Origin of the sequence: Bradyrhizobium semiaridum (assembly GCF_020329505.1) — a bacterium.
Classification (GTDB): Bacteria; Pseudomonadota; Alphaproteobacteria; order Rhizobiales; family Xanthobacteraceae; genus Bradyrhizobium; species Bradyrhizobium semiaridum.
On sequence record NZ_JAGKJJ010000043.1, the window covers coordinates 1 to 26,140 of the forward strand.

At 66.2% G+C, this 26,140-nt stretch carries 19 protein-coding genes and 1 pseudogene; 11 read left to right on the forward strand and 9 right to left on the reverse strand.

Going from position 1 to position 26,140, the window contains the following annotated elements; all coding sequences use genetic code 11:
- Both J6500_RS29505 and J6500_RS29510 read right to left on the reverse strand, forming a co-directional pair.
- Positions 1 to 440: pseudogene (locus J6500_RS29505) on the reverse strand (ATP-dependent DNA ligase); the annotation flags it as partial.
- Complete coding sequence (locus tag J6500_RS29510; RefSeq protein ID WP_225716223.1) at positions 437 to 1,510, reverse strand: ligase-associated DNA damage response exonuclease; 1,074 nt, start codon at positions 1,508 to 1,510, stop codon at positions 437 to 439. The pseudogene J6500_RS29505 and the gene J6500_RS29510, both read right to left, overlap by 4 nt.
- A gap of 136 nt (positions 1,511 to 1,646) precedes the next feature.
- On the opposite strand from J6500_RS29510, the gene J6500_RS29515 reads away from it, so the two are divergent.
- The 4 genes from J6500_RS29515 (at position 1,647) to pdeM (ending at position 7,723) form a co-directional block, all read left to right on the forward strand.
- Positions 1,647 to 2,573 (forward strand): class I SAM-dependent DNA methyltransferase, encoded by a 927-nt coding sequence (locus J6500_RS29515; protein WP_225716224.1) that lies wholly within the window; start codon positions 1,647 to 1,649, stop codon positions 2,571 to 2,573.
- A gap of 156 nt (positions 2,574 to 2,729) precedes the next feature.
- Positions 2,730 to 3,956: an ABC transporter substrate-binding protein gene (locus J6500_RS29520; RefSeq protein ID WP_225716225.1), complete on the forward strand. Its 1,227-nt coding sequence runs from the start codon at positions 2,730 to 2,732 to the stop codon at positions 3,954 to 3,956.
- 278 nt (positions 3,957 to 4,234) lie between these two features.
- Complete coding sequence (locus J6500_RS29525; RefSeq protein WP_225716226.1) at positions 4,235 to 6,997, forward strand: ligase-associated DNA damage response DEXH box helicase; 2,763 nt, start codon at positions 4,235 to 4,237, stop codon at positions 6,995 to 6,997.
- A gap of 54 nt (positions 6,998 to 7,051) precedes the next feature.
- Positions 7,052 to 7,723 carry a ligase-associated DNA damage response endonuclease PdeM gene (gene pdeM / locus J6500_RS29530; RefSeq protein ID WP_225716227.1) on the forward strand — a complete coding sequence of 224 codons (672 nt, stop codon included), beginning with the start codon at positions 7,052 to 7,054 and terminating at the stop codon, positions 7,721 to 7,723.
- 54 nt (positions 7,724 to 7,777) lie between these two features.
- On the opposite strand, the gene J6500_RS29535 is transcribed toward pdeM, so the two are convergent.
- Positions 7,778 to 8,641, reverse strand: coding sequence for a LysR family transcriptional regulator (locus tag J6500_RS29535; protein ID WP_225716228.1), 864 nt, complete (start codon positions 8,639 to 8,641; stop codon positions 7,778 to 7,780).
- Between the two features lie 98 nt (positions 8,642 to 8,739).
- Here J6500_RS29535 and J6500_RS29540 point away from each other — a divergent pair, with 98 nt between their 5' ends.
- From J6500_RS29540 to J6500_RS29550, 3 genes are read left to right on the forward strand one after another with little or no spacing between them, the layout of a single operon-like run.
- Positions 8,740 to 9,666: a DMT family transporter gene (locus J6500_RS29540; protein ID WP_225716229.1), complete on the forward strand. Its 927-nt coding sequence runs from the start codon at positions 8,740 to 8,742 to the stop codon at positions 9,664 to 9,666.
- Between the two features lies 1 nt (position 9,667).
- On the forward strand, positions 9,668 to 10,432 hold the full coding sequence (locus tag J6500_RS29545) for an MBL fold metallo-hydrolase (protein WP_225716230.1): 765 nt from the start codon (positions 9,668 to 9,670) through the stop codon (positions 10,430 to 10,432).
- A gap of 58 nt (positions 10,433 to 10,490) precedes the next feature.
- Positions 10,491 to 11,822 (forward strand): NRAMP family divalent metal transporter, encoded by a 1,332-nt coding sequence (locus J6500_RS29550; protein WP_225716231.1) that lies wholly within the window; start codon positions 10,491 to 10,493, stop codon positions 11,820 to 11,822.
- Between the two features lie 73 nt (positions 11,823 to 11,895).
- On the opposite strand, the gene J6500_RS29555 is transcribed toward J6500_RS29550, so the two are convergent.
- The 5 genes from J6500_RS29555 to J6500_RS29575 form a co-directional block, all read right to left on the reverse strand.
- Positions 11,896 to 12,690 carry a TIGR02186 family protein gene (locus J6500_RS29555; protein WP_225716232.1) on the reverse strand — a complete coding sequence of 265 codons (795 nt, stop codon included), beginning with the start codon at positions 12,688 to 12,690 and terminating at the stop codon, positions 11,896 to 11,898.
- The gene (locus tag J6500_RS29560; RefSeq protein WP_225716233.1) at positions 12,687 to 13,619 is read right to left on the reverse strand and encodes a sulfite exporter TauE/SafE family protein; all 933 of its coding nucleotides are present in this window, start codon (positions 13,617 to 13,619) and stop codon (positions 12,687 to 12,689) included. Before J6500_RS29560 ends, J6500_RS29555 begins: the two co-directional genes overlap by 4 nt.
- 256 nt (positions 13,620 to 13,875) lie before the next feature.
- Positions 13,876 to 14,538 (reverse strand): COG3904 family protein, encoded by a 663-nt coding sequence (locus J6500_RS29565; RefSeq protein WP_312018250.1) that lies wholly within the window; start codon positions 14,536 to 14,538, stop codon positions 13,876 to 13,878.
- Between the two features lie 362 nt (positions 14,539 to 14,900).
- Positions 14,901 to 18,416: a tetratricopeptide repeat protein gene (locus J6500_RS29570; RefSeq protein WP_225716235.1), complete on the reverse strand. Its 3,516-nt coding sequence runs from the start codon at positions 18,414 to 18,416 to the stop codon at positions 14,901 to 14,903.
- A gap of 212 nt (positions 18,417 to 18,628) precedes the next feature.
- The gene (locus J6500_RS29575; RefSeq protein ID WP_225716236.1) at positions 18,629 to 19,216 is read right to left on the reverse strand and encodes a PadR family transcriptional regulator; all 588 of its coding nucleotides are present in this window, start codon (positions 19,214 to 19,216) and stop codon (positions 18,629 to 18,631) included.
- A 148-nt stretch (positions 19,217 to 19,364) separates the two neighbouring features.
- Between J6500_RS29575 and J6500_RS29580 the strand changes: the two genes are divergently transcribed.
- The 4 genes from J6500_RS29580 (at position 19,365) to J6500_RS29595 (ending at position 25,210) form a co-directional block, all read left to right on the forward strand.
- On the forward strand, positions 19,365 to 19,781 hold the full coding sequence (locus J6500_RS29580) for a nuclear transport factor 2 family protein (protein ID WP_225716237.1): 417 nt from the start codon (positions 19,365 to 19,367) through the stop codon (positions 19,779 to 19,781).
- A gap of 108 nt (positions 19,782 to 19,889) precedes the next feature.
- A complete protein-coding gene (locus tag J6500_RS29585) occupies positions 19,890 to 21,680 on the forward strand; it encodes an acyl-CoA dehydrogenase C-terminal domain-containing protein (RefSeq protein ID WP_225716238.1) in 1,791 nt (596 codons plus the stop codon).
- Positions 21,681 to 21,756: 76 nt separating this feature from the next.
- Positions 21,757 to 22,965 carry an acetyl-CoA C-acetyltransferase gene (locus J6500_RS29590; RefSeq protein WP_225716239.1) on the forward strand — a complete coding sequence of 403 codons (1,209 nt, stop codon included), beginning with the start codon at positions 21,757 to 21,759 and terminating at the stop codon, positions 22,963 to 22,965.
- Between the two features lie 19 nt (positions 22,966 to 22,984).
- Positions 22,985 to 25,210, forward strand: coding sequence for a 3-hydroxyacyl-CoA dehydrogenase NAD-binding domain-containing protein (locus J6500_RS29595; protein ID WP_225716240.1), 2,226 nt, complete (start codon positions 22,985 to 22,987; stop codon positions 25,208 to 25,210).
- 276 nt (positions 25,211 to 25,486) lie between these two features.
- Here the strand turns inward: J6500_RS29595 and gstA are convergent, their stop codons facing one another.
- Complete coding sequence (gene gstA / locus J6500_RS29600) at positions 25,487 to 26,104, reverse strand: glutathione transferase GstA (protein ID WP_225716241.1); 618 nt, start codon at positions 26,102 to 26,104, stop codon at positions 25,487 to 25,489.
- Positions 26,105 to 26,140 lie beyond the last annotated feature (36 nt).

The window sequence follows — 26,140 nt, forward strand, 5'->3', positions numbered from 1 at the left end:
TACCCCTCTCCCCAACCCTCCCCCGCAAGGGGGGAGGGAGCCTGTCTACCGTGGCGTCCCTCACCATCGCCGTGAGGTGAGCGCGATGGTTGGGCTCCCTCATCCCTTGCGGGGGAGGGCGGGGGAGAGGGGTCACCCAGCAAAGACTCGTTGTGATGCACGCCTGAAGATTTCGGCCACATCAGCGCCACGGTCTCCGAAAGATCGCCGACATAATCATACGAATACCCGAACAGCACCGGATCGGCGCGCTCGGTGATCAAATCGCGGATCAATCCGGGTTTTGCATGCTTGAACGATAGCGCGCCGGTTAGCGCCGCCAGCGCATAGCCGCGATCGGGATCCTCGGTGTCGCGGAAATAGGCGACCAGCAGCTTGATCTTGTTGTTGCGGCCGGGCTCGTAGGCGAGGCGGTCGAGCAGTTCGGCAAAGCGGTTCATGCCGTGGTCTCGCCGCTGCTGGCGCCGCCGGCGGGCTGGGCCTCGCCGATGAGCGCCGCGGTCTCGCCTTCGTCTTCATCGCCATAGCCGACCAGATCGAGCGGCCGTGCTGCAAGGCCCTTGGTCTTGCACCAATGCACCAGCGCGTCTTCCTGGCCGTGGGTGACCCAGATCTCGCCGGCGCCGGTGGCGGCAATCGTCGCGGTCAGCCCGTCCCAATCGGCATGATCCGAGATCACCAGCGGCAGCTCGACGCCGCCTTGCCGGGCGCGGGCGCGCACCCGCATCCAGCCCGAGGCGAAGGCGGTGACCGGATCGGGAAAGCGCCGAGTCCAGACATCAGATGTCGCGCTCGGCGGCGCCAGCGTGATGGTGCCGGCGAGCTCAGCCTTCTTCATGCCGCGCACGGGCCTCAGCTCGCCGAGCGGGATGCCGCGTTCTTGATAATAGTATGTGATCTTCTCCATCGCGCCATGCAGATGGATCGGCGCGTCAAAGCCCGCTTCGCGCAGCAGCGCGATCACGCGCTGCGCCTTGCCGAGCGAGTAGGCGCCGACCAGATGCGCACGCTCCGGAAACAGCTTTACGGAGGCCAGCAGCTTCTTCACCTCATCGGCGGCGTCGCCATGGCGGAACACGGGCAGCCCAAACGTCGCCTCGGTGATGAAGATGTCGCACGGCACCAGCTCGAACGGCGCGCAGGTCGGATCGCGCGCGTCCTTGTAGTCGCCGGAGGCGACGATGCGCGTATCCTTGCAGGTCACCGCGATCTGCGCCGAGCCCAGCACATGGCCCGCAGGATGAAAGGTCACGGTGACGTCGCCGAGCCTGATTTCCTCGCCGTAGGCAACGGCCTGCGTCGAGCCGGCGAATTCGTCGCCATAGCGCAGCCGCATCATGTCGAGCGTTTCTTGCGTGGCAAGCACCGCGCCGTGACCGGGCCGGGCATGGTCGGAATGGCCGTGGGTGATCAGCGCCCGCTCGACCGGCTTGACCGGGTCGATATGAAAGCCGCCTGGCTTGCAGCAGAGGCCGGCCGGCACGGGGATCAGGATGTCTTGCGGACGCATTGTCCCAATATAGGCGCTCGGTCCGCGATGTTTAGCCGTCATGCGATGCGCAGGCTTGACCGGCGCATCCATCTTCGGAAAGAGTTCCGCCTTTCACGGCCGAAGCCGGCCGCGACAACCGGTTCCTTAAGACAGAATGCCCGCCCGCCTGTTCCTGTCCTCCGGCGATCTCGTCGCCGACCGCCGCTACGAGTTCGCGCGCGACCTGCAATTGAAGGGCGATCTGCCGGCCGCCGCCGAGTTGCTCGAACAGGCGATCGAGCTGGCGCCCAACTTCGCTTCGGCCTGGTTCGCGCTGGGTGAAATTCGCCGCCAGCTCGGCCAGCACGAGGCCGCAGTCGCAGCACTCCGTGCCGCGCGCGAGGCCGATCCCGAAGACCGGCACGGCGCCAGCCTGCGTCTGATGCAGCTCGGCGCCGAGGCCGTCGCGGCGATGCCGCCGGCCTATGTGCAGACACTGTTCGACCAATATGCGCCGCGCTTCGAGGCCGCCCTGGTCGGCGATCTCGGCTATCGCGGCCCGGCGCTGCTGTTCAAGGCGGTGCTGTCGGTGCGGGCGTCGGCGAGGAAGCCGGCATTCTTCAAGCGCGCGATCGATCTTGGCTGCGGCACCGGTCTTGCCGCCGGTGCCTTCGCCCAGCACGTCGACCGCTTCATCGGCATCGACCTGTCGCCGCGCATGATCGAGAAATCGCGCGCCACGGGCTTCTATGCCGAGCTCGAAGTGGACGACATGCTGAAGGGCATTGCGACCAAGCCCGATGCCAGCGCCGAATTGATCCTCGCCGCGGACGCAATGGTCTACGTCGCCGATCTCGCGCCGGTGCTCAACGAAGCGAAGCGCGTGCTGGTCGACGGCGGCGTGCTCGCCTTCACGACCGAGACCCATGACGGCGAAGACGTCATCGTCGGCGACGGGCTGCGCTACGCTCACAGCGCATCGTATGTGCGCGCGTGCGTGGCTGCCGCGGGGCTGACATTGGCGCTGCTGGAAGATCTCTCGGCCCGCAACGAAGACAATATTCCGGCTCCCGGACTTGTCGTGGTCGCAACGAAGCCGTGAGTCCCTTCTTCCCTTCTCCCACAAGGGGAGAAGGGAAAAACTTGAGTCTAGACGCTACGCGCGCGCCGTCGCGCGGCATTGCGCCGCAAAGCCGCGACTTCATACTTGCCCGGCGCAAGACGGAATGCGACAGCTTGCGTTCCAGGGAGAGAAACAATGAAAAAGCATACTCGCCGCGAGTTCGGCGTCACCGCATTGTCAGCCATCGCCGCCTCCGTGTTGCCCGCACCATTCGTCTGGGCCGCGGAGAAGAAATACGATCCTGGCGCCAGCGACACCGAGATCAAGCTCGGCCAGACCGTGCCGCATTCCGGGCCCGGCTCGCTCTATGGCGTGCTCGGTCGCGTCGGCGAAGCCTATTTCCAGATGCTGAATGAGAAGGGCGGCATCAACGGCCGCAAGGTGAAATTCCTCACCATGGACGACGCCTACAGTGCACCGAAATGCGTCGAGGCGACCCGCCGCCTGGTCGAGCAGGAGGAAGTCCTGGCGCTCTACGGCTCGCTCGGCACCGCGCCGCAGACCGCCGTGCACAAATACCTCAACTCCAAGGGCGTGCCGCAGCTGCTGCTCAACACCGGTGCCTCGAAGTGGAATGATCCGAAGAACTTCAAATGGACCATGGCGGGCCTGCCGCTCTATCCGACCGAGGCGCGCATCCTCGCCAAGCACGTCGTCAGCGTGAGGCCGAACGCCAAGATCGGCATCCTCTACCAGAACGACGATTTCGGCCGCGACTTCCTCGGTCCGTTCAAGAAGGTGCTCGCCGATGCCGGCGGCAAGGCGTCGGTGATCATGGAGCAGACCTATGATCTCACCGATCCGACGGTCGATTCCCAGCTGATCAATCTCTCGAAGTCGGGCGCCGACGTGTTTTACAATATCAGCACCGGCAAGGCGACGTCGCAATCGATCCGTAAGGTCGCCGAGCTCGGCTGGAAGCCGTTGCAGCTGTTGTCGGCGGGCTCGACCGGCCGCTCGATCCTCAGCGCCGCCGGCTTCGAGAACGCCAAGGACATCGTCGCGATCCGCTATGCCAAGGAAGTCGGCGTGCCGCGCTTCGAGAAGGACCCCGACGTCGTCGCGTTCGAGGAGCTGCGCAAGAAATATCTGCCGAACATCGACCCCGACAACACCATTGCCTTCGCCGGCTATGGCCAGGTCGCGACCATGGCCGAGATACTGCGCCGCTGCGGTGACGATCTGACCCGCGCCAATGTGCTGAGGCACGCCACGACGCTGGCCGGCTTCCACTCGCCCTACTTCCTCGACGGCATCAACTACAGCTACACGCAAGAGGACTACACGCCGATGAAGACGCTCTACATCTCGATCTTCAACGGCAAGGATTGGGATATCTCCGACAAGCCGGTGACGGAGTAGACGGGCGCGCGCTCGCGTCTCCCTCGCCCCGCTCTTCGCGGGGAGAGGGGGGGGGGAGGGCCATCTCTCCACTAGGCGGTGCAAGCTGCGCGACCCGTACCCCTCACCCGGATCGCGTCTGGCGATGCGATACGACCTCTCCCCGCAAGCGGGGCGAGGTGACTTCAAAGGCGCTTCGCGTGGAGGATCTCGAGCAAAGGATGCCCCCTGCCCCCTGCCACCTGCCGCCATTTCTGCCGGCCCTCGACGAACCCGCCTGAACCACTTACCTCTGGAGCGTGTCGACGCTCGATCTCTTCTCCGTCACGCCGTCCGAGGCGGCCGATCTGTTGCCGCGCCGGTTTCGCGACTGGTTCGCCTCGCGCGGCTGGGCGCCGCGCGAGCATCAGCTCGCGCTGCTGGCGAAGGCGCGTGAGCAGCGATCCGCGCTGCTGATCGCGCCCACTGGTGCCGGCAAGACGCTGGCGGGGTTCTTGCCGACGCTGGTGGAGTTGTCGGGCGAAACACCCGGCCGCAAGGATTCTCACCTCCCCCTGAAAGGGGGAGGTCGGCACGCCCGGGGGCGCGACAGCGCAACCGGGCGGGACGGGTGGGGCTCAGCCGCGGGCTCGGAGCAGACGGCTGACCCCCAGCCCAGCCCTCGCCCTTTCAGGGGGAGGGAGTCCGATCAGCTCGCAGGCGGTGAAGATGCGGTCGTCGAACAGCCTCGTCCCAGCCTCATCTCTACCGGCCGCTCGGTCCGTCGCAGCGGCGGGCTGCACACGCTCTACATCTCGCCGCTGAAGGCGCTCGCCGTCGACATCGCGCGCAACCTCGAGACACCGGTTGCCGAGATGGGGCTGCCGATCAGGATCGAGACGCGCACCGGCGATACGCCCGTGTCGCGGCGGCAGCGGCAGCGGCGTTATCCGCCGGACATCTTGCTGACCACGCCGGAGCAACTGGCGCTGCTGCTGGCGTCCGACGATGCGCCCTATCTGTTTTCGTCGCTGAAGCGCATCGTGCTCGACGAGCTGCACGCCTTGGTGACATCGAAGCGCGGCGACCTGCTGTCGCTTGGCCTCGCCCGGCTGTGGACCATCGCGCCGCAGATGCGCGCGATCGGGCTGTCGGCGACCGTCGCCGATCCGGAGCAGCTTGCCCGCTTCCTGGTGCCGCAGCCGGGCGGGCAGTCCGCATCGGCCGATGTCGTCATCGCCGGCGGCGCCGCGCCGCCTCTCGTCGAGATGCTCGACACGCGCGAGCGGCTGCCGTGGTCCGGCCACAGCGCGCGCCATGCGCTGCCCGAGGTCTACGAGCTGATCAAGCGAAACAAGACCACGCTGGTGTTCGTCAACACCCGCAGCCAGGCCGAGATGCTGTTCCAGGATCTCTGGCGCATGAACGATGATGGCCTGGCGATCGCGCTGCATCACGGTTCGCTCGACGTCGCGCAGCGCCGCAAGGTCGAGGATGCGATGGCTGCCGGCAAGCTGCGCGGCGTGGTCTGCACCTCCTCGCTCGATCTCGGCGTCGACTGGGGCGATGTCGACCTCGTCATCAATATCGGCGCGCCAAAAGGCTCGTCGCGGCTGATGCAGCGGATCGGCCGCGCCAACCATCGTTTCGATGAGGCCTCGCGCGCCGTGCTGGTGCCGGCCAACCGCTTCGAGGTGCTGGAGTGCCGCGTCGCGATCGACGCCATCGCGGAAAATGCGCAGGACACGCCGCCCTTGCGCTCCGGCGCGCTCGATGTGCTGGCCCAGCACGTGCTCGGCTGCGCCTGCGGCGAACCGTTTTTTTCCGACGAGCTCTACGCCGAGGTCAGGACCGCAGCGCCTTATGCCGCGCTGTCGCGCACCGATTTCGACGACGTTGTCGACTTCGTTGCAACCGGCGGCTACGCGCTGAAGACCTATGAGCGGTTCGCCCGCATCAAGCAAGACAAGAATGGCCGCTGGCGCGTCGCCAATCCCAAGGTGCGGCAGAGCTACCGCCTCAACGTCGGCACCATCGTCGAAGAGACCATGCTGAAAGTCCGGCTGGTGCGTTCGCGCGCCGGCGGCAGCGGATCGACCGGAGCGATCGCACGCGGCGGCCGCATGTTAGGGGAGATCGAGGAAGTCTTCATCGAGGGTCTCGTGGTCGGCGACACCTTCGTGTTCGGCGGCGAGGTGGTGCGTTACGAGGCGCTGGTCGAGGACCAGGTTTATGTCTCCCGCGCCAACGACAAGGACGCCAAAGTGCCGTCCTATATGGGCGGCAAGTTCCCGCTGTCGACCTATCTCGCCGAGCGCGTCCGCAATCTGCTCGACAACAGCCGCGCCTGGAATGCGCTGCCGGATCAGGTGCACGACTGGCTGTCGCTGCAAAAGCGGTTTTCGCGCGTGCCGGCTCTGCGCGAGCTGCTGGTCGAAACCTTTCCGCGCGGCGGCAAGCATTATTTGATCTGCTATCCGTTCGAGGGCCGCCTTGCGCACCAGACCCTCGGCATGCTGCTGACGCGGCGGCTGGAACGCGCCCGCGCCCGGCCGCTCGGTTTCGTTGCCAATGAATATGCGCTGGCGATCTGGTGTGTGAGCGACGTGCCTTCCATGATCCGGCAGGGCAGGCTCGACCTCAACGCGCTGTTCGATCCCGACATGCTCGGCGACGACCTAGAGGCGTGGCTGGCGGAATCCGCGCTGATGAAGCGCACCTTCCGCAACTGCGCCATCATCTCCGGCCTGATCGCACGCCGCTTCACCGACGAAGAGAAGTCGCGCCGCCAGGTGCTGTTCTCGACCGATCTGATCTATGACGTGCTGCGCAAGCACCAGGCCGACCACGTGCTGCTGCGCGCCGCGCGCGGTGATGCCGCCACGGGATTGCTTGATCTCCGCCGTCTTGGCGACATGCTGTCGCGCATCCACGGCCGAATCACCCACAAGGACCTTGACCACGTTTCTCCGCTTGCCGTCCCCGCGCTGCTGGAAATCGGCCGCGAGTCAGTTTATGGCGAAGCATCCGACGAACTCCTGGCCGAAGCGGCCGAGGAACTCGTGCGGGAGGCGATGACATAAAGCTGGGAAGAGAATGTGACGGCAGGCGCGCTGGCTTCGGAGACGAGTGACGACATGCGCGTTTCGAGGGTCACGGTGGCGGATGTCGGCTTCCTCGCCGATTGTTCCGGCGCGCTGTTCTGGGAAGAGCAGCGTCTTCTTATCGTCTCCGACCTGCATCTGGAGAAGGGCTCAAGCTTCGCCAGCCGCGGCGTGCTGCTGCCGCCCTACGATACCGTGGCGACGCTGAGCCGGCTCGCCGCCGTGATCGCGCGGCACGACCCGCGGCAGGTGATTGCGCTCGGCGACAGCTTTCATGATCGTACCGCGCATGAGCGGCTGTCGGAGGCGGATCGCGAGGTGCTCGCCGCGTTGCAGGCGCGGCGCAGCTGGATCTGGATTTCCGGTAATCACGACCCGGCGCTGCCGTCCGATCTCGGCGGCGTGGTCGCAACGGAAGTCGCGATTGGCCCGATCGTGTTCCACCACGAGCCGACCGGGAGGAGCGGCGAGATCGCCGGCCATCTGCATCCCAAGGCCCGCGTGCCGACCCGCGGCCGCTCGATCGAGCGCCGTTGCTTTGCCAGCGACGGCGAGCGCGCTGTGATGCCGGCGTTCGGCGCCTACACCGGCGGCCTCAGCATCCGCGACGCTGCGTTTGCAAGGGTTTTTGGAGCGTCGACATTCATGGTCCACGTGCTCGGCGACAACCGCGTCCACGCGTTTGCCGCCTCGCGGTGTTATTGAACCCTCATCGTCATTCCGGGGCTCGTGCTGCGCGCGCCCCGGAATGACGGCGGCCTACGCCGCCTTCGGCTGCACGCTCTCGCAAAACTCCGCTAGCCGTTCCGCCAGCCGCAGCGTCGCGGGACTGGCATCGGGGGCTGCGACCAGCGCGACCTCGGTCTTGTCGATCGGTGCAAAACCGTCCTTTGCCGTCAGCACGCGGTGATCGGCCTGGATCGCCATTTCGGACAGGATGCTGAGCCCCATGCCCGCTGCGATCGCGGCCTGGATCCCCGACAGGTTCGACGAGGTGTAGGCCATGTGCCAGCTGCGCCCCGCGCTCTCCAGCGCGTGGATCGCACCGGCGCGGTAGAGGCAGCCGAGCGGGAAACCGATCAGCGGCACCGAGCCGGTGGTGGTGTCGCGCGGATGCTGCTTGCTGGTCACCCAATGCACCCGCTCGGGCCATGCGGCGATGCCGCCTTTCTCGCCGGCCGGGCGCTTGAAGAGCGCGAGATCGAGCTCGCCGCGCTCGAGGTCGCGCCGGAGCTGGGTGCTCTGGTCGGTCCGCACGTCGAGTCGCAGCGTGGGATGTGAGCGCGAGAAGCCGGCCAGCACCTTTGCCAGCCGGAACGCAGCGAAATCCTCGGGTACCCCGAGCCGGATCGCACCCTGATTGCCCGGCTGCGAGACCACGTCGCGCGCCTCTTCGGCAAGCGCCAGCAGCCGCCGCGCATAGGACAACAGCCGCTCGCCGGCTTCCGTCGGGGTCACATCCTTGCCGCTGCGGATCAAGAGCGGCTGGCCGACATCCTCCTCCAGCCGCTTGATCTGCTGGCTCACCGTCGATTGGGTGCGGTGGACGCGCTCCCCGGCGCGGGTGAAGCCCCCGGCATCGACCACCGAGACGAAACTGCGCAACAGCTCCAGGTCGAGCATGGCAGCCTCCATTAAGAAATCAACTGGATTCCAGTTTATCATTTAATTTCCAAATATCAAGGCGCGGGCCTAGATCATGGGCGAAGGAGAACCTTCCCATGTCGACCGTATCCTCGCTGGCCGTCCCCCGAGCCCGCTTCAACACGCTGCCGTTCCTGATCGCCCTGTTCTGCCTGCTCTGGAGCTATGCCTTCGTCGCCGGCAAGATCGGCGTCACCGATTGCCCGCCGCTGATCCTGCTCGCCGCGCGCTTTTCGCTGGCCGGCATCCTGATTCTCGCCATCTCGCTGCTGCGCCGGGACGAATGGAATCTCAGCTGGCGCGATGCGGCGGTATTCGCCGTGCTCGGCGTCGCCAACAACGCGCTCTATCTCGGTCTCGGCTACACCGGCCTGAAGACCGTCTCCGCCGGCCTTGGCGGCCTGATCGTTTCGGCCAATCCGGTGTTCACCGCCGTGCTGGCCGCGGTGTTCCTCGGCGAGAGCCTGACCTTGCGCAAGGTCGTCGGCCTCGTGCTCGGCATCGCCGGCGTTGCCCTCATCGTCTGGCACCGCATGTCGGTCGGAACCGATGATCCGCACGGCATCCTGTTCACGCTGGCCTCGCTGGCCTCGATCGTCGCCGGAACCATCCTGTTCAAATTGTTGTCGCCGAAGGGCAGTCTGTGGATCGGCAACGGCATCCAGAACATCGCCGGCGGCCTTGCCGTGATGCCGTTCGCCTTCACGCTGTCCAGTGTCACTGAGATCGTGCCGAGCATGCGGCTCGTCGGCGCCTTCGCCTTCCTGGTGCTGGGCGGCTCGATCCTCGCCTATCTGCTCTGGTTTCATCTTCTGAAAGTGTGTGGCGCCACCGCTGCGAGCGCCTATCACTTCCTGATGCCGCCGCTCGGCATGCTGTTCGCGTTCCTCGTGCTCGGTGAGCATGTCGAATTCCGCGACCTGCTCGGGATCGTTCCGGTCGCCCTCGGCATTTATCTGGTGACCCGCCCGGCTGCGGCCGCTGCATCACCCAAAGGAGTGTGACATGAGCATCACCATCACCCTGGTCGGCGGCCCTACGGCGTTGATTGAGATCGACGGGTTCCGCCTGCTTACCGATCCGACCTTCGATGCTCCCGGCGACTATCAATTGCCGCATGTGAAGCTGGAGAAACTGACCGGACCCGCGCTCAGCGCGCGCGATGTCGGCGAGATCGATGCGGTGCTGCTGAGCCACGACCAGCATTCGGACAATCTCGACCATTCGGGCCGCGATTTCCTCAGCAAGGCAAAGCGCGTGCTGACCACCGAGGCGGGCGCCAAGCGGCTCGGCGGCAATGCCGAGGGTTTTGCGCCGTGGGCATCGACCGAGTTGAAGAAGGGCGGCAGAATGCTGACGGTCACCGCGACGCCGGCGCGGCACGGACCGGCCGGGATCGAGCCGCTGTCGGGCGACGTCATCGGCTTTGTCGTGGAATCGAAGGCAGGCAGCCGTCCGGTCTATATCAGCGGCGACACCACCTGGTTCGATGGCGTTGCCGAGGTGGCGCGGCGCTTCAACTGCGGCGTGGTGCTGCCGTTCGCCGGCGCGGCACAGACTCGCGGGCCGTTCCATCTCACCATGGACACCAACGACACGATCGAGACCGCGCGCGCGTTTGCGGATGCCATGATCGTGCCGGTTCATACCGACGGCTGGGCGCATTTCCGCCAGAGTGCCGATGATCTCAGGAAATCCTTCGACACGCTCGGCTTCGGCCGCCGCCTGCGCGTCCTCGAGCCCGGGGTTGCGACCGTCATCGCGCCATAGGTTTCGTCGAGGAACCTTGGTCATGTCCGGCTCGTTGTCGCGAGGGCTGGAACCGGACATGACGCGGCAAGAGACGATCTCGCGAGAGGACAAGTGTGAGTATGCGCCGCACGGCAAGGGGCGGCGCCGGCGGTTCAGCTTTGGCCGCACCCTGAAGACGCTCGGCCCCGGCCTGATCACCGGCGCGTCCGACGATGATCCCTCGGGGATCGGCACCTACAGCCAGGCCGGCGCACAGCTTGGCTACGGCATCGGCTGGACCATGCTCGTGACCTTCCCGCTGATGTCGGCGATCCAGGAGATTTGCGCGCGGGTCGGCCGCGTCACCGGGCGCGGCATCTCGGGCAATGTCTGCCGGCACTATCCGCGCTGGCTGCTGGTCATGGTGGTGACGCTGCTGTTTGTCGCCAACACCATCAACATCGCGGCCGACCTGTCGGCAATGGCCGATGCATCGCGGCTGTTGGTCGGCGGTCCGGCGATCCTCTACGTCGTGCTGTTCGGCGTGACCTCCGTGGCCGCGCAGGTCTTCATGAACTACAAGCGTTACGTCGCGGTGCTGAAATGGCTGACTCTCAGCCTGTTCGCCTATGTCGCGGCGCTCGCCTGCGCCAAGGTGTCGTGGGGCGAGGCTCTCGCCGGCGTGCTGGTGCCGCGCATCGCCTGGAGCGCGGATTATCTCACGACCATCGTCGCGATCCTCGGCACCACGATCTCGCCCTATCTTTTCTTCTGGCAGGCCGCGCAGGAGGCAGACGAGCAGCGCGTCGATGCCACCAAGCATCCGCTGATCGTGCGGCACTACGGCGCGCGGCGGGAATTCTCCCGGATCCGCGCCGACACCGTCACCGGCATGGCGTTCTCCAACCTGATCGCACTGTCGATCATCGTCACCGCCGCGGCCTCGCTGCACGCGTCCGGCAAGACCGACATCCAGACCTCGGCACAGGCCGCCGAGGCGTTGCGTCCGATCGCCGGGCCGTTCGCCGAGGCGATCTTTGCGCTCGGCATCGTCGGGACAGGCCTGCTGGCGATCCCCGTACTCGCCGGGGCAACCGCCTACGCCGTCGGCGAGGCACGGCGATGGCCGGTCGGGCTGACGCGCAAGCCGAACGAGGCGGTGGCGTTCTATTCGGTGCTGGCGCTGTCGGGCGGGATCGGCATCGCGCTCAACTTCACGCCGATCAATCCGATCTCGGCGCTGTATTGGAGCGCGGTGGTCAATGGCGTGCTCGCCGTGCCTGTGATGGCGCTGCTGATGCTGATGGCGCGCCGCAGCGACATCATGGGCCGCTTCGCGATCGGCGGGTGGCTCTATTGGCTCGGCTGGCTCGCCACCGCCGCGATGGCGCTCAGCGTGCTTGCGATGGGAGTCATGCAGCTCTTGTAGAATGGTTGGAGCGAAGCGACGCGACGCTCGAGGTTGAGTATCGCTTCGCTCCACCCAACCTACGCAGGCGTCTTCAATCCTTGCGGAACACGATCGAGGCCATCCAGCCGGTCATCAGCGCCATGAAGGCCGTGACGAGGCCATAGACAAAGCCGTTCTGCCGCGCGGTGGTGGCGACGAACTGCTCGAAGCCGACCTTGACGATTTCAAATGCGGTATCGGCCTTGGTCACCAGCGCGCCGTCGGCGAACAGCTTGATCTCGACATTGTAGGTGCCGATCGGCACCTCGGCCGGCAGCGGGATGCCGGTGCGAAACAAGGTCGGCGTCAGGAACGTCACGGCGGAGGTCGCCTCGCGATAGAGGCCGTGCTCGGTGCGCAGCCGGACGAAGGCGCTGCGGAACGGGTCGTTCGGCACCACGTCGCCATAGTCCGGGCCGACGCGCTGCATCAGCAGCACGTTGTTGAGCCCGAGCTGCTGGCGGCGCTGCACCTCGGGAGAGGCGATCTGATCGAACGGACGGTTGGAGAACAGCGCGAGATAGCCCGGCACCTGGAGGAATTGGCGCGAATCGGTGTTGATCCAGATGCCGAATTTGCGTTCCTTGCGCCGGGTCACCATGTCGGCGCGCGGGCCGGAGACGGTCACGACGAGATCGTAGCTGCCCTGATGCGGCAGCGTCTTGTCGTCCTTCTCGACCGAGCCGAACAGCACGAGCTCGCCGCCGGAATAGTTCGGCGTCACCGTGACGCGGTGGTTGGAGACCGACACGATCAGCCGCTCGGCCCACCCCGGCGTCGCAGCAGAGGTCGCGGCAACCAGGCCCAGGGTCGCAAGTGTGTTTGCGAGCAGCCTGCGCAGCCTCATGGCGGGCCCCCGCCGCCGCTCTCGCGGATGCTGAAGAGATCCTGCGGCCGGATCACGAGTTCCACCGCGAAACGGATGCCGACCGCGAGCACCAGTAGACCGAGCAGGAGGCGCAGATGCTCACCGCGGATCTTCTGGCCCGCGCGCGCCCCGAACTGCGCGCCGGTGACGCCGCCGACCATCAGGATCAGCGCCAGCACGGCGTCAACCAGATGGTTGGTCACGGCATGCAGCATGGTGGCGAACACCATGGTGACGAGGGTCAGTACCATCGAGGTGCCGATCACGGTCGAGGTCGGCACCCGCAACAAATAGATCATCAGGGGCACCAGGATGAAGCCGCCGCCGATGCCCATCACGGCGCCGATGAAGCCGATCGCGAGGCCGACCATGACGACCGGAATGACCGAGAGGTAGATCTTGGAGCGCTTGAAGCGCACCTTCAGCGGCAGGCCGTGGACCCAGCCATGGCTGCCGGGCTTGCGCAGCGTGACCGCGCCGCCGCGGCGGACGCGCAGCATTGCGCGCAGGCCTTCCCAGAACATCAGGCCGCCGACCGTGGTCAGCAGGATGACGTAGGACAGCGCGATCATCAGGTCGAGCTGGCCGAGCGAACGCAGCAAGGTGAAGGTCCACACGCCGAGCGCGGTGCCGATCGTGCCGCCTATCAGCAGCACCGCCGCGAGCAGCGGATCGATCGCGCGTCTTCGCCAATACGAGATCGCGCCTGAAAACGACGAGGCCGCGATGTGGCTGGCGACCGAGGCGACCGCGACGGCGGGAGCGATGCCGACGAAGATCAGAAGCGGCGTCATCAGGAAGCCGCCGCCGATACCGAACATGCCGGAGACGAACCCGACCGCCGCGCCCATCGCCAGGATGAGAAAGACATTGACCGGGATGTCGGCGATCGGGAGGTAGAGCTGCACGCGCGTCGCTTCTGTCGGTTCGCCGCACGCTGGGCGCAGGGCCGCATCACGGGCGTGGTGTCGTTCTTCGTCGGCATTCTCCGGCAGAGCGATCCGGTCGGCGCATAAGGAAGCTGCGCGAACGCGGGCCGATTGCCGCGTCCCTGCATAACTGAAATCGGCGGGAGGAGGGACTAAAGAATCCACCTCCCGCGGCTTTTTTCGCCGCAGCCGCTACCGTGGTTGATGATTCAGATTAACGACGGCGCTGCGGGCGTCAGGACCGGCCTGAGGCGGGCCTGGTGATGAGGTTCATCGCGAGCGCCTCCTTCGGGCTCAGCCAGCGGATATCGGACGTCTGCGACATTGCCTCGATGATTTTCGAGGACACGCCCATCCTGGTCATGTAGCTCAGCACCATGCCCTGGATGCGCTGGGCCTCGGCGAGGGGATCGCTCACCTTGGTCGCGGTGGTGAAACGATGCACACCGAGCCGCGAGCCCTCGATGCCGTAGCGTTCCCTGCCGCCGGCATAGACGAGGACGCAGGCGCTGGCGCAATAGGCGGCGCGCAGCTTGCCCGATGCGTCGGCGGTGGCAACCGCGGTGACCAGCCCGCGTGCGCGGATGACGTCGCCCATGATCGCAGCCTGATCCAGCGCGCCGCCCTGCGACGACAGCAGCACGGCATCGCCCGGCGACAGGCGTGCCTCATCGAGCCGGTCGCGGAACCAGTTCGCGCTGGCCGAGCCGATCTTGCCGTTGATCGCGAGCGCGCGACGGCCGCGGCCCGATCCGTCGATGTCGGCGCCGGAAATCACGCTCGACGTCATGCTCGCCGAGACATAGCTCTCGCGCCAGAAATCCCAGGCGCCCGGCTGCGACAGATCCCGGTAGGCGGGAATGGCGATGCCGGTCAGCAGCAGGACAAAGATGATCACTGACCAGAACGACGGCCTGAAGGTTGCGCGCCGCGCCGGGGCGCCGGAAGGTGTATTCCATAGCGGAGATGACGCAGGGCGCGGCGGATCGCGTGGCGGCAGGCGCCGTGGTGCAATCCGAGGCCCGGTCGGCGACGAACGATGGACGCCCGGTCCATCATCCTGACGATCATCGACAGACAAACCTGATCCTCCGGAACACTGGGGCCGTTTCTACACGGCGGAAGCGCGGAGGGATAGGAGCGCGACGCCGGCAAGGCGCCGCGATGGTTTCGCTTTGGAGAATGATCCGGAAAAGTGCGACGCGGTCTTCCGAGAAGATCATTCTTAAACAATCAACTAAAGCGCAATCTCGTCGCGCTTTAGTGAGCGGGGGTCAGCGCGGCGGTTCGCTTCGCTGCGGGCCTGGCCGGCTTTGCGGCCGCGGGCTGGGCGGCGGCGCCGTCCCAGCCGCCGGCCGGGACCTGCACGCCGATCGCATCGCTCGGCTGCGGCTCGGCGGTGAAGGTCTGGATCGCGAGCTTGGCCGCCGCCAGCGACTGCGGGTCGAGCCGCTTGGCGATATCGTCGCGCTTGTGGCCAGCATCGGCGTCGCCCTGCGCGGCCGCCAGGCTGAACCACTTGAAGGACTCGGCGAGGTTCTGTTCAACGCCGATCCCGCGGGCATAGAGGATGCCGAGGTTGAACTGGCTGTCGGCGACGCCGCGGTCGGCAGCCTTGCGGAACCACTGCGCCGCGCTCTTGTAGTCGGCGCCCTTGCCGCCGCCATCGGCGTCGAGCACAGCGAGGTTATGCATCGCCTTGGCGTTGCCGCGCTCGGCGGCCTGCACGTAATAGCGCCGCGCGACGTCGAAGTCGCGTTTCACGCTGAGGCCCTTCTCGTAGAAGGTGCCGAGCCGGAAGATCGCGGGCACCACGCCGGCCTGCGCCGCGCGGCTATACCATTTGGCGGCTTCGTCGAGATTGGCGGGGACGCCCTTGCCCTCGGCAAAGCGGAGGCCGACCTCGTAGGCCGCGCCGGCATCGCCCTTCAGCGCAGCGGCACGCAGCACCGGTCCGCCGATCGCGTCGGGCAGCTTCTCGCCGGCCGGAATCTGGACCGTGCCGAGCTTGCCGCCGAGCGGCGGCGCCACCGCGACCGGGATTGCGCCGGTGACGTCATTGCTGACGGCCGGCGTCGCTGCGGCCGGAGCCGCCGCGGGGGCAGTCGGCATCGCCGCGGGCGCGATCGTCTGCGGGATCGTGACCTGCGCGCCGGACAGCGTGTTCGGCGCCGGCGTGTTGTTGGACTGCCGGTCGAGCGGGGTCGGCGAGGTCATCGACGGGCCGGGTGCCGGCGACGGCGCTGCCGGCGCGGGCAGGGTGAAATTCTCGGTCGGCGTCTGCGTTGGAGCCATTGCGGGCTCGCTGCTTTCCATGGCCGGCGCCGATGTCGGGTTGCCGGTATCGAGCATGTTCATCGCCATCTTGAACGCGCCGAGCACGATCACGACCACGCTCGCGCCGACCAGCAGCGAGCGGATCTTCGAGGTGATGGTCGAGCCTTGACCCTCCTCGGGCGCGGCGGCCTTGGTCGCAGCGGCCTTCGCCGCCTTGTCGGCCTTGTCTTTGGCTTTCGCCGCAGCCTTGCCGGCGGCGCGCGCTGCCTTCTCGTTGACCGGCTGCGCGGCGGCGGCCTGGGCGGCGCGGCGCGCGGCGGCTATGAAGCTCGAGGTCGAGACCGGTTCCTTCTTGCCGGCCGGCAGATCACTGATCGCGTTCTCGGACGCGGCGATCCGCTCCGACGGCGTGGACGCGCGCCCGGAGGGACGGGTGCCGGGCTCGAGCGGATGATCCGGCGGCAATTCGGGCGCGAGCGCGGGACGCGCCGGCGCGGTATGCGGCTCGAGGATCTCGCTGATCGCGCGCGGCGTCGCGGGCGCCAGCGGCGGCGGCATGGCGACGCTCGGCTGCGCGGCGTGGAATTCGCGCGAGGCAGCGACGAAGTGCTCCTGCGCCTGTGCCGGGTTGGGTAGCTCGGGCTTGTAGGAGTCGGGCTTGTACGATTCGCCCCGGTAGCTCTCAGGCCTGTATGTCTCCTGGCTGGGTTGAGGCGCTGCTGCGCGCGGCATCTCCATCCGCGACTGCGCCGGCGGCGGCTCCGGCGCGGGTGGTGCCGTCCGGACCGTGCGCAGATCGTTCTCGATCATTGCGAGGCGATCGACGACATGGCCGAGCGTGTTGTGAACCGTTTCCAGCGAATCCTGGGTGCGGCGATCGGTCTCCGACTGGCTGAAACGGATGTCCGACAGCTCGCGCTTGACCATGTCGACGATGCCGGAGTCCATCATCGGCTGTGGCGAACCGCCCATGCTGCGGGTGGCGTCGGCGAGCGAGGCGATGTGGGCGTGCTGGGCCTCGAGGTGCCGCATGATGTCATGCAGCCCTTCCTCCACCCGGCCGAGATTGCTGGTGCGCTGGTCGGTCGCCTCGAGGCGTTCGAGCAGATACGACACGCGCTGTTCGAGATGGGTGAATGCGGAGGAACTGTCGTTGCCGACCTGCAGGCGGTCGATCCGATCCGACAGCGCGCGCACCGCGCCTTCGATCGCGTCGGTATTCTCGTAGCCGGCTGGCGGCTGGCGGCCTTCCAATGTCGAGGCAAGCGCGGCGATGCGCTGCTCCAGCACGGCGAAGGCGTCGCTTGCGGTGTCGCCGCGCGACATCTGCGCCAGCTGCTCGACTTTCGACGACAGCGCATGCACGTCTTCGGACAGCCGCAGCAGCGCGTCATTTGAAGCGACGTTGGAGACGATGGCCCGCAGCGCCGCGATCGCGCTCTCGAGCTGCTGCACCGTCGACGGATCGTCGTTGGCGCGCAAAATCGTGTCGAGCTTGGCGCCGAGATTGCGGATCGCCTCGTCATAGCCGGTGAGCTGCTCGGCCGGGGTCAGCGTGCGCAGCGCCTCGCGGATCTCGGACAGGGCGCGCTCGATGCCGGCGATCGCCTGGCCATGGCCGTTGCTGCCTTCCTGCCGGATCTCGTCGATCCGGCGGTGCAGCGAGCGGATCTCGTTCTCGATCGATTCGATCGCCCGGCGCGGCATCGCCTCGGTGATGGCCTGGCGGATCTCGGCAAGCTCGCCGCGGAACGCCGCGATCGATTGCTCGACCTGGTCGGGCCGTTGCAGCGCCTCGATCTGGCTCGTGATCTTGAGCAGATGACGTTCGAGCGAAGAAAAATCCGGCCCGTTGGGCGCGGATGGCGGGGGTGGCGCATGGGCGCCCATCGGCTGCGTCGGCGGTGCGCCGCGTGGGGGCGCCTGCCGCGGTGTGGGCTCGTCGAGTTCGTTCTGCCGCGCGGAGATCTCGGCGATCGCATAGTCGAACGATGCCGGGCTCAGCGGCGGGGAGGCGCGATAGACCTGTGCGGCGGCGCGCTCGACCATCTCGGTTTGGCGCAGCCGCTCCTGCATCGGCGGCTCGCGCATGGACTGAGGCTGCACCTCGCGCACCGGCTGCGGCTTCGAAATCTGCGACAGCCGCGCATCGAGGCGCGAGATCGCGTCGTTGAGCTGCCGGGCGACGGCGGGCTGGCCGCGCGGCACCTCGGCACGCACGGCTTCACCGTGCGACGCCGGCTTTGCAATCTGTTCGATCTGGCGGGTGATCGCGTCGAGCCGCTGATGGATGTCGGCGACCTCGCGGCTTTCCCGGCTCGGCATCTGCGGCCGTTGCTGCTGCTCGTAGCCGGCCCGGTAATCCGGCGGGCTCGCTTCGCCGACGGTGGAATTGAGCCATTCGTTCAGCGACATGCCGGCGCGGCGCGCCGCCGCCTCAGCCCTCTCGCGGACGGAAGGATCGATGCCGTCAACACTCCACGATACGCGCGAATTCATGATTCCGTCCGGTCCCGACTCGGCGCTACACCTGCGCCCGCAGCCCCCCCGCGCATCCCGGTTAAGAGACAATCGAATTCTGCGCAGGGCGTCTGCCTCAGTTGCCGACTTTTTCCCGTCACGGTAAATAACGGGTTAAGGAATGCGGCCGGAGCGGCTTAAAGTTAGGAATCCGGGAACCTGTTGCGCCGGAACAGGACAGTGATTTGTTTCTAGCCGTTGCTCTCGCGCTTGGCGTCGTCGAGCGGCCGCACATTGCCCCGATGGGCGATCGCCAAGAGCGCGTCGAGCGCCTCCTCGCACCATTCCACCACGACGCGCTCATGGCGCATGCCGAGGCGGAGGTTGAGCATCTTGCCGAGGTCAGCCGGCGGCGCGGTACCGTCGGGAAAGCGTTTGCCCAGCATCCGCTCGTAGCGCTCGCAGCGGTCGCGGTGGTGCTCCAGCCGCGCCATCAGGTCGGTGCGCAGCGCCTCGATGTCGACGCCGTCGAGCGCATAGAGCCGGACCAAAAGGTCGTCCTTGATCGAAGGCGGCACGCTCGGCCGCGCCGCCCAATGCTTCAGCGCCGCCCGGCCCTCGGCCGTCAGCGTGTAGACCAGCTTGTTGGGCTTGCCCGACTGCACCACCTCCCGGCCCTGGACGTGGCCCTTGTCGCGCAGCCGCGACAGCTCTCGATAGATCTGCTGGTGGTCGGCCTTCCAAAAGAAGCCGATCGAGGCATCGAACGTCTTGGCGAGCTCATAGCCCGTCATCGGACGTTCCGTGAGGCATGCGAGGATTGCGTCACCGAGTGCCAACGCCCACCTCCATCTGGGTTCCCATTCTGCAGTTCGCTTGACTTTATGCATCACTGTGCATATGCGTCAATATGCATACGGTGATGGGCGCTGCCTTTTTGGTGCGCGCCCGTTCAGGCTTCCCAACCCCGCCGCAGGAGACGTCCGAATGAGCAAGCCGGGCCTCGACAAGTGGTACGCCTACATGAAGTCCCACGACACCGCAGCGTTGTGGGATCTGCTGCATCCCGACGCGGTGTTCGAAAGCCCGGTCGTGCACACGCCGCAGCGCGGCCGCGACATCACCTTCAAATACCTGACCAGCGCCGCCAAGGTGCTCGGCGGTCCCACATTCAAATATCTGGGCGAGTGGACCAGCGACGCAGGCGCGGTGCTCGAATTCGAGAACCAGATCGACGGCATCAAGCTCAACGGCGTCGATATCATCACATTCGATGGCGACGGCCGCATCACGCATTTCAAGGTGATGGTGCGCCCGCTCAAGGCGATCAACCTGCTGCATCAGATGATGGGAGCCGAGCTGATGAAGCAGGGCGGCGCTACGTCGCAATCACAGTCCCGATAGTACCTGCCGCGGACCTCCGGAAGCGGATAAGGTCCGTTCCAACAAACCAAGCACAAAGCTGCGCCGCGTCCGTCGCGAATGCGATCACGGGCCAGCCGGGAGACCAGCATGCCGATCTACAAAGCCCCCGTCGAGGACGTCAGCTTCCTGCTCAACGACGTCTTCCAGATCGATCGCTACGACAACCTTCCCGGCTTCACCGACGCCTCGGCGGACGTGCGCGAGGCGATTCTCGGCGAAGCCGCCAAGCTCAGCGAGCAAGTGCTGCAGCCGCTCAACCGCGTCGGCGACCTCGAGGGCTGCAAGCGCAACGACGATGGCAGCGTCACCACGCCGAAGGGCTTCAGGGACGCCTTCAAGCAGGTTGCCGAGGGCGGCTGGCTCGGCCTGTCGGCGCCGGCCGAGTATGGTGGGCAAGGCCTGCCGGTGACGCTCTCGCAAGCGGTCAACGAATTCCAGATCTCCGCCAACATGGCGTTCTCGATGTATGGCGGCCTCACCATGGGCGCGACCGCCGCGCTTCTGGTGCACGGCACGCCCGAGCAGAAGAAGACCTATGTGCCGAAGATGGTCGCCGGCGAATGGACCGGTACCATGAACCTGACCGAGCCGCATTGCGGCACCGATCTCGGCCTGCTCCGCACCAAGGCGGTGCGCCAGGCCGACGGCAGCTTCAAGATCACGGGCACCAAGATCTTCATCTCCGCCGGCGAGCACGACCTCACCGAAAACATCATCCATCTGGTGCTGGCGCGCATCGAAGGCGCGCCGGCCGGCATCAAGGGCGTCTCGCTGTTCGTCGTGCCGAAGGTGCTGGTCAATGCCGACGGCTCGCTGGGCGCGCGCAACGGCGTGTCCTGCGGCTCGATCGAGCACAAGATGGGCATCCACGGCAATTCCACCTGCGTGATGAACTACGACAACGCCACCGGCTGGCTGATCGGCGAAGAGAACAAGGGCATGCAGGGCATGTTCGTGATGATGAACGAGGCCCGTCTCGGCGTCGCCGTGCAGGGCCTCGCGCAGTCCGAGGTCGCCTATCAGAACGCGGTGGCCTATGCGCGCGAGCGCATCCAGGGCCGTTCGCTGACCGGGGCCAAGGCGCCGGACAAGCCGGCCGATCCGATCATCGTGCATCCCGACGTCCGCCGCACGCTGCTCACGATCCGCGCCTTCAACGAGGCGGCGCGCGCCATGGTGATCTGGACCGCGCTGAAGAGCGATGTCGCGCACCGTTCGGATGATCCCAAGGATCGCCAGGCGGCCGACGACCATATGGGCCTGATGACGCCGGTGCTGAAGGGCGTGCTGACCGACACCGGCTTTGCCAACACCGTTTCGGCGCAGCAGATGTATGGCGGTCACGGCTACATCGCCGAGCAGGGCATGGAGCAGTTCGTGCGCGACGCCCGCATCGCGATGATCTATGAGGGCGCCAACGGCATCCAGGCGCTCGACCTGGTCGGCCGCAAGCTGCCGCGCGACGGCGGCCGCGCCGCGATGGCGTTCTTCGGCGAGGTCGGTGCCTTCGCCAAGGAGCATGGCGGCGACGAGGCGATGAAGCCGTTCATCACGCCGCTGTCGACCGCGCTCGGCCATCTGCAGCAGGCCACCGGCTGGCTGATGCAGAACGCGCTGAGCAAGCCCGACAATGCCGGTGCTGCCGCGACCGACTACATGAAGCTGTTCGGCCTCGTCGCGCTCGCCTACATGTGGGCGAAGATGGCCAAGGTGGCGCAGGACAAGATCGCCGCCGGCGACGCCTCGCAATATCTCACCACCAAGCTCGTCACCGGCCGTTTCTTCATGGAGAAGCTGCTGCCGGAGACCGCCGTGCACCTGGCCCGGATCCAGAGCGGCAGCGCCACCACGATGGAACTGGCCGCGGAAGCGTTCTGAAAAAGTTGCCGACGCACCCTCTGCGGCGGCGCTTCTTTCGGCTATATATTATGATCCTCATATCAAGGAGGGCGTCATGCCTGAGGCATATATCTACGATCACGTTCGTACCCCGCGCGGCCGCGGCAAGGCCGACGGCGCGCTCCATGAGGTCACGGCGCTGGCGCTCGCCACGGTGCCGCTGAAGGCGCTGAAGGACCGCAACAACCTGCCGGAAGATTCCGTCGACGACGTCGTGCTCGGCGTGGTCGATCCGGTCGGCGAGGCCGGCAGCGACATCGCGCGCTTCGCCGCGCTGAAGGCGGGTCTCGGTGAAAAAGTGCCGGGCGTGCAGATCAGCCGCTTCTGCGCTTCCGGCCTCGACGCCGTGAACTTTGCCGCCGCGCAGATCATGGCCGGCCAGCATGAGCTCGTGATCGGCGGCGGCGCCGAATCGATGAGCCGCGTCGGCATCGGCGCCTCCGGCGGCGCCTGGCCGATGGATCCGTCGATGGCGGTGCCGGCCTATTTCATGCCGCAGGGCATCTCGGCCGACCTGATCGCGACCAAATACGGCTTCTCGCGCGAAGACGTCGACGCGTATGCCGTGCAGAGTCAGCAGCGCGCCAGCAAGGCCTGGGAAGAAGGCCGCTTCAGCAAGTCGGTGGTGCCGGTCAAGGACATCAACGGCCTGACCATCCTCGCCAAGGACGAGCATATGCGCCCCTCAACGACGATGCAGTCGCTGGCGCAGCTGCAGCCGTCATTCGCGGCGATGGCCGCGATGGCCGGCTTCGACGCGGTGGCGACGCAGTCGCATCCGGAAGTCGAGAAGGTCAACTATGTGCATCACGCCGGCAACTCCTCCGGTATCGTCGACGGCGCCGGCGCGGTGCTGCTCGGCAGCAAGGAGGCGGGTGCCAAGCACGGCCTGAAGCCGCGGGCAAAAATTCGTGCCTTCGCCAATATCGGCTCGGAGCCGGCGATGATGCTGACCGGTCCGGTCGACGTCACCGAGAAGCTGTTCGAGCGTTCCGGCATGAAGAAGTCGGACATCGACCTGTTCGAGCTCAACGAGGCCTTCGCCTCGGTGGTGCTGCGCTACATCCAGGCGTTCGACATCGACAATGCCAAGATCAACGTCAATGGCGGCGCGATCGCGCTCGGCCATCCGCTCGGCGCGACCGGCGCGATGATTCTCGGCACCGTGCTCGACGAGCTCGAGCGCACCGACAAGCAGACCGCGCTGGTAACGCTGTGCATCGGCGGCGGCATGGGCACCGCCACCATCATCGAGCGCGTGTAAGGCGAGGGGAGCGAACAACATGGCTTATAAGAATTTCAAGTTCGAAACCGACGCCGACGGCATCGCGCTGGTCACCTGGGACATTCCCGGCCGTTCGATGAACGTGTTCGACGAGCTCTCCAACCAGGAACTCGGCGAGATCATCAGGCAGACCACGGGCGATGCCGCGATCAAGGGCGTCGTCATCACCTCGGCCAAGGAGGCGTTCTGCGCCGGCGCCGACCTCTCGATGCTCGAGGGCATGAACCACGCCTACGCCAGGCTCCTGAAGGAGAAGGGCGAGGAAGCCGCGAACCAGATGCTGTTCGACCAGAGCCGCCAGATGTCGCTGGCGTTCCGCGCCATCGAGACCTCGGGCAAGCCGTGGGTCGCCGCCATCAACGGCCTCGCCCTCGGCGGCGGCTTCGAGGTCACGCTGGCTTGCCACTATCGCGTCGCCGCCGACAATCCGAAGACTCGGCTCGGCCTCCCCGAGATCAAGGTCGGCCTGTTTCCCGGCGCCGGCGGCACCCAGCGCGTGCCGCGTCTTGTGCCGCCGCAGGATGCGATGACGCTGCTGCTCAAGGGCGAGGCGGTCAAGCTCGACCGCGCCAAGGCGCTGAACCTGATCCACGCCATCGTGCCCGCCGCCGACCTGATCAAGGCCGCGAAGGACTGGATCAAGGGCGGCGGCAAGGCGGTCGCGCCGTGGGACGAGAAGGGCTTCAAGCTGCCCGGCGGTCCCGTCTTCTCCAAGATGGGCATGCAGATGTTCCCGGCCGGCAACGCGATCTACCGCCGCGAGACTTTTGACAATTATCCCGCTGCGCGCGCCATCATGAGCTGCGTCTATGAGGGCCTGCAGCTGCCGATCGACGCCGCGCTGCGCGTCGAGTCGCGCTACTTCACCAAGGTGCTGCGCTCGAAGGAAGCGGCGGCGATGATCCGCTCGCTGTTCCTGTCGATGCAGGAATTGAACAAGGGCGCGCGCCGGCCGGCCGGCGTGCCGCCGACCAAGGTCAAGAAGCTCGCCGTGATCGGCGCCGGCTTCATGGGCGCCAGCGTCGGCTATGTCTCGGCGCTGGCCGGCATCGACGTTGTGCTTGTTGATCGCGACCAGGAGAGTGCCGACAAGGGCAAAGGGCACGCCAAGAGCGTGATCGACGGGCAGGTCGCCAAGGGCCGGATGAAGGCCGAGGCGGGCGAGGCCATCCTGGCGCGGATCACGCCAACTGCCGACTACAACGCGATCTCGGATTGCGACCTCGTCATCGAGGCGGTATTCGAGGACCGCAAGGTCAAGGCCGATACCTATGCCAAGGCGCAGCCGCTCTTGAAGTCGGACGCGGTGTTCGCCTCCAATACCTCGACACTGCCGATCAACTCGCTGGCGGAAGAGTTCAAGGACCAGGGCAAGTTCATCGGCATCCACTTCTTCTCGCCGGTCGAGAAGATGATGCTGGTCGAGATCATCCTCGGCAAGAACACCGGCGACGTCGCGCTGGCGACCGCGCTCGACTATGTCCGCGCGATCGGCAAGACGCCGATCGTGGTGAACGATTCCCGCGGCTTCTTCGCCAACCGCTTGGTGATGCGCTACATCGGCGAAGGCAACGAGATGCTGCTCGAAGGCGTGCCGCCGGCGATGATCGAGAACACCGCCAAGATGGCCGGCATGCCGGTCGGACCGCTGTCGCTGCAGGACGAGGTCGCGCTCGATCTTGGTCTGAAGATCACCAAGGCGACGGAAGCCGATCTCGGCCCCAACGCCGTCGACCAGGCGCAGAAGAAGCTGATGGTCGAGATGGTCGAGAAGCAAGGCCGCCTCGGCCGCAAGAACGGCAAGGGCTTTTACGATTATCCCGAGAAGGGCAAGGGGCAGAAGAGCCTGTGGCCGGGGCTCGCCAGCCTGCAGCCGAAACAGCTCGACCCCGATACGCTCAGCGTCGAGGAGTTGAAGCAGCGCTTCCTGGTGGCGCAGGCGGTGGAAGCCGCCCGCACCGTCGAGGACCATGTCATCATCGACGTGCGCGAGGCCGATGTCGGCTCGATCCTCGGCTTCGGCTTCGCGCCGTTCACCGGCGGCGCGCTGTCCTATATCGACTTCATGGGCACCAAGAACTTCGTCGCGCTCTGCCACACCTTCGAGAAGAAATACGGCTCGCGCTTCACTCCGCCGAAGCTCCTGGAGGAGATGGCCGCTAAGGGCGAAACCTTCTACGGCCGTTTCCCGCCGAAGAAGCAGGCGACGCAGGCCGCGGAGTAGGAGGATCGCAATATCCCGCCACTAACGCGCGATGAGATTTGGTGCGCTTTAGCTCTTTGTTTGAGCATGGTCTTTCGGAAAACCGCTTCGCACTTTTCCGGATCATGCTTTAACGAAAGTTCGTAGCCGGATGAAGCGTAGCGAAATTCGGGCCTGGCCCTTTCCGCGGACGCTCGGCTCCGGATTGCGCTGCGCTCCATTCGGGCTACGTGCCCCGCACAAACAAAAGGGCCGGATCGTCGATCCGGCCCTTTTACTATAGTGCGTGCGAAAACCTCACGCCGCCTTCAGCAGGCCTTCTTTCTTCAGCGCTTCCTGCACCATCGGGCGCGCGGCGACGCGCGCCTTGTAGGCCGTCACATTGGGCAAGCCGGACAGGTCGAAGCCGAGCCGGTCGGACGCCCACATGATCATGGTGAAGAGATAGCCGTCGGCGACGGTGAACTGGCTGCCCATCACATAATCGCGACCGGCGAGCTGGCTGTCGACATATTTGAACTTGCCCATCGCGCGGTCCTTGAAGAACGCCTTGGCGTCGTCGGCGAGCACGGGCGAAAACATCGGGCCGAGGTTCTTGTGCAGCTCGGTCGTGATGTAGTTCAGCCATTCGAGCAGCTTGTAACGCTCGTTGGAGTCGCGGGCCGGCGCCAGCTTCTTGTCGGCCACTTTGTCGGCGATCATCTGGATGATGATCGGTCCTTCGGTAACCATCTCGCCGGATTCCAGCGCCAGCGCGGGCACCTGGCCCTTGGGGTTCACTTGCCAGAAATCGTCGCCGTTTTCGAGCTTCTTGGCGCGCAGATCGACCTTCACGAGATCGTAGGGCAGCCCGGCTTCGAGCAGGGCGATGTGGGGGGAGAGGGAGCAGGCACCGGGGGAGTAATAGAGCTTCATGGGGGTATTCCTTCCCTTGTTCTTGGCGGCCGGAGG

What these genes read in the sequence shown, in the direction of transcription:
- J6500_RS29510 (WP_225716223.1), bottom strand. Translation starts at nt 1,510, where the DNA reads ATGCGTCCGCAAGACATCCTGATCCCCGTGCCGGCCGGCCTCTGCTGC.
- J6500_RS29590 (WP_225716239.1), top strand. Translation starts at nt 21,757, where the DNA reads ATGCCTGAGGCATATATCTACGATCACGTTCGTACCCCGCGCGGCCGC.
- J6500_RS29595 (WP_225716240.1), top strand. Translation starts at nt 22,985, where the DNA reads ATGGCTTATAAGAATTTCAAGTTCGAAACCGACGCCGACGGCATCGCG.
- J6500_RS29570 (WP_225716235.1), bottom strand. Translation starts at nt 18,416, where the DNA reads ATGAATTCGCGCGTATCGTGGAGTGTTGACGGCATCGATCCTTCCGTC.
- J6500_RS29535 (WP_225716228.1), bottom strand. Translation starts at nt 8,641, where the DNA reads ATGCTCGACCTGGAGCTGTTGCGCAGTTTCGTCTCGGTGGTCGATGCC.
- gstA (WP_225716241.1), bottom strand. Translation starts at nt 26,104, where the DNA reads ATGAAGCTCTATTACTCCCCCGGTGCCTGCTCCCTCTCCCCCCACATC.
- J6500_RS29585 (WP_225716238.1), top strand. Translation starts at nt 19,890, where the DNA reads ATGCCGATCTACAAAGCCCCCGTCGAGGACGTCAGCTTCCTGCTCAAC.
- J6500_RS29520 (WP_225716225.1), top strand. Translation starts at nt 2,730, where the DNA reads ATGAAAAAGCATACTCGCCGCGAGTTCGGCGTCACCGCATTGTCAGCC.
- pdeM (WP_225716227.1), top strand. Translation starts at nt 7,052, where the DNA reads ATGCGCGTTTCGAGGGTCACGGTGGCGGATGTCGGCTTCCTCGCCGAT.
- J6500_RS29555 (WP_225716232.1), bottom strand. Translation starts at nt 12,690, where the DNA reads ATGAGGCTGCGCAGGCTGCTCGCAAACACACTTGCGACCCTGGGCCTG.
- J6500_RS29550 (WP_225716231.1), top strand. Translation starts at nt 10,491, where the DNA reads ATGACGCGGCAAGAGACGATCTCGCGAGAGGACAAGTGTGAGTATGCG.
- J6500_RS29545 (WP_225716230.1), top strand. Translation starts at nt 9,668, where the DNA reads ATGAGCATCACCATCACCCTGGTCGGCGGCCCTACGGCGTTGATTGAG.
- J6500_RS29540 (WP_225716229.1), top strand. Translation starts at nt 8,740, where the DNA reads ATGTCGACCGTATCCTCGCTGGCCGTCCCCCGAGCCCGCTTCAACACG.
- J6500_RS29515 (WP_225716224.1), top strand. Translation starts at nt 1,647, where the DNA reads ATGCCCGCCCGCCTGTTCCTGTCCTCCGGCGATCTCGTCGCCGACCGC.
- J6500_RS29580 (WP_225716237.1), top strand. Translation starts at nt 19,365, where the DNA reads ATGAGCAAGCCGGGCCTCGACAAGTGGTACGCCTACATGAAGTCCCAC.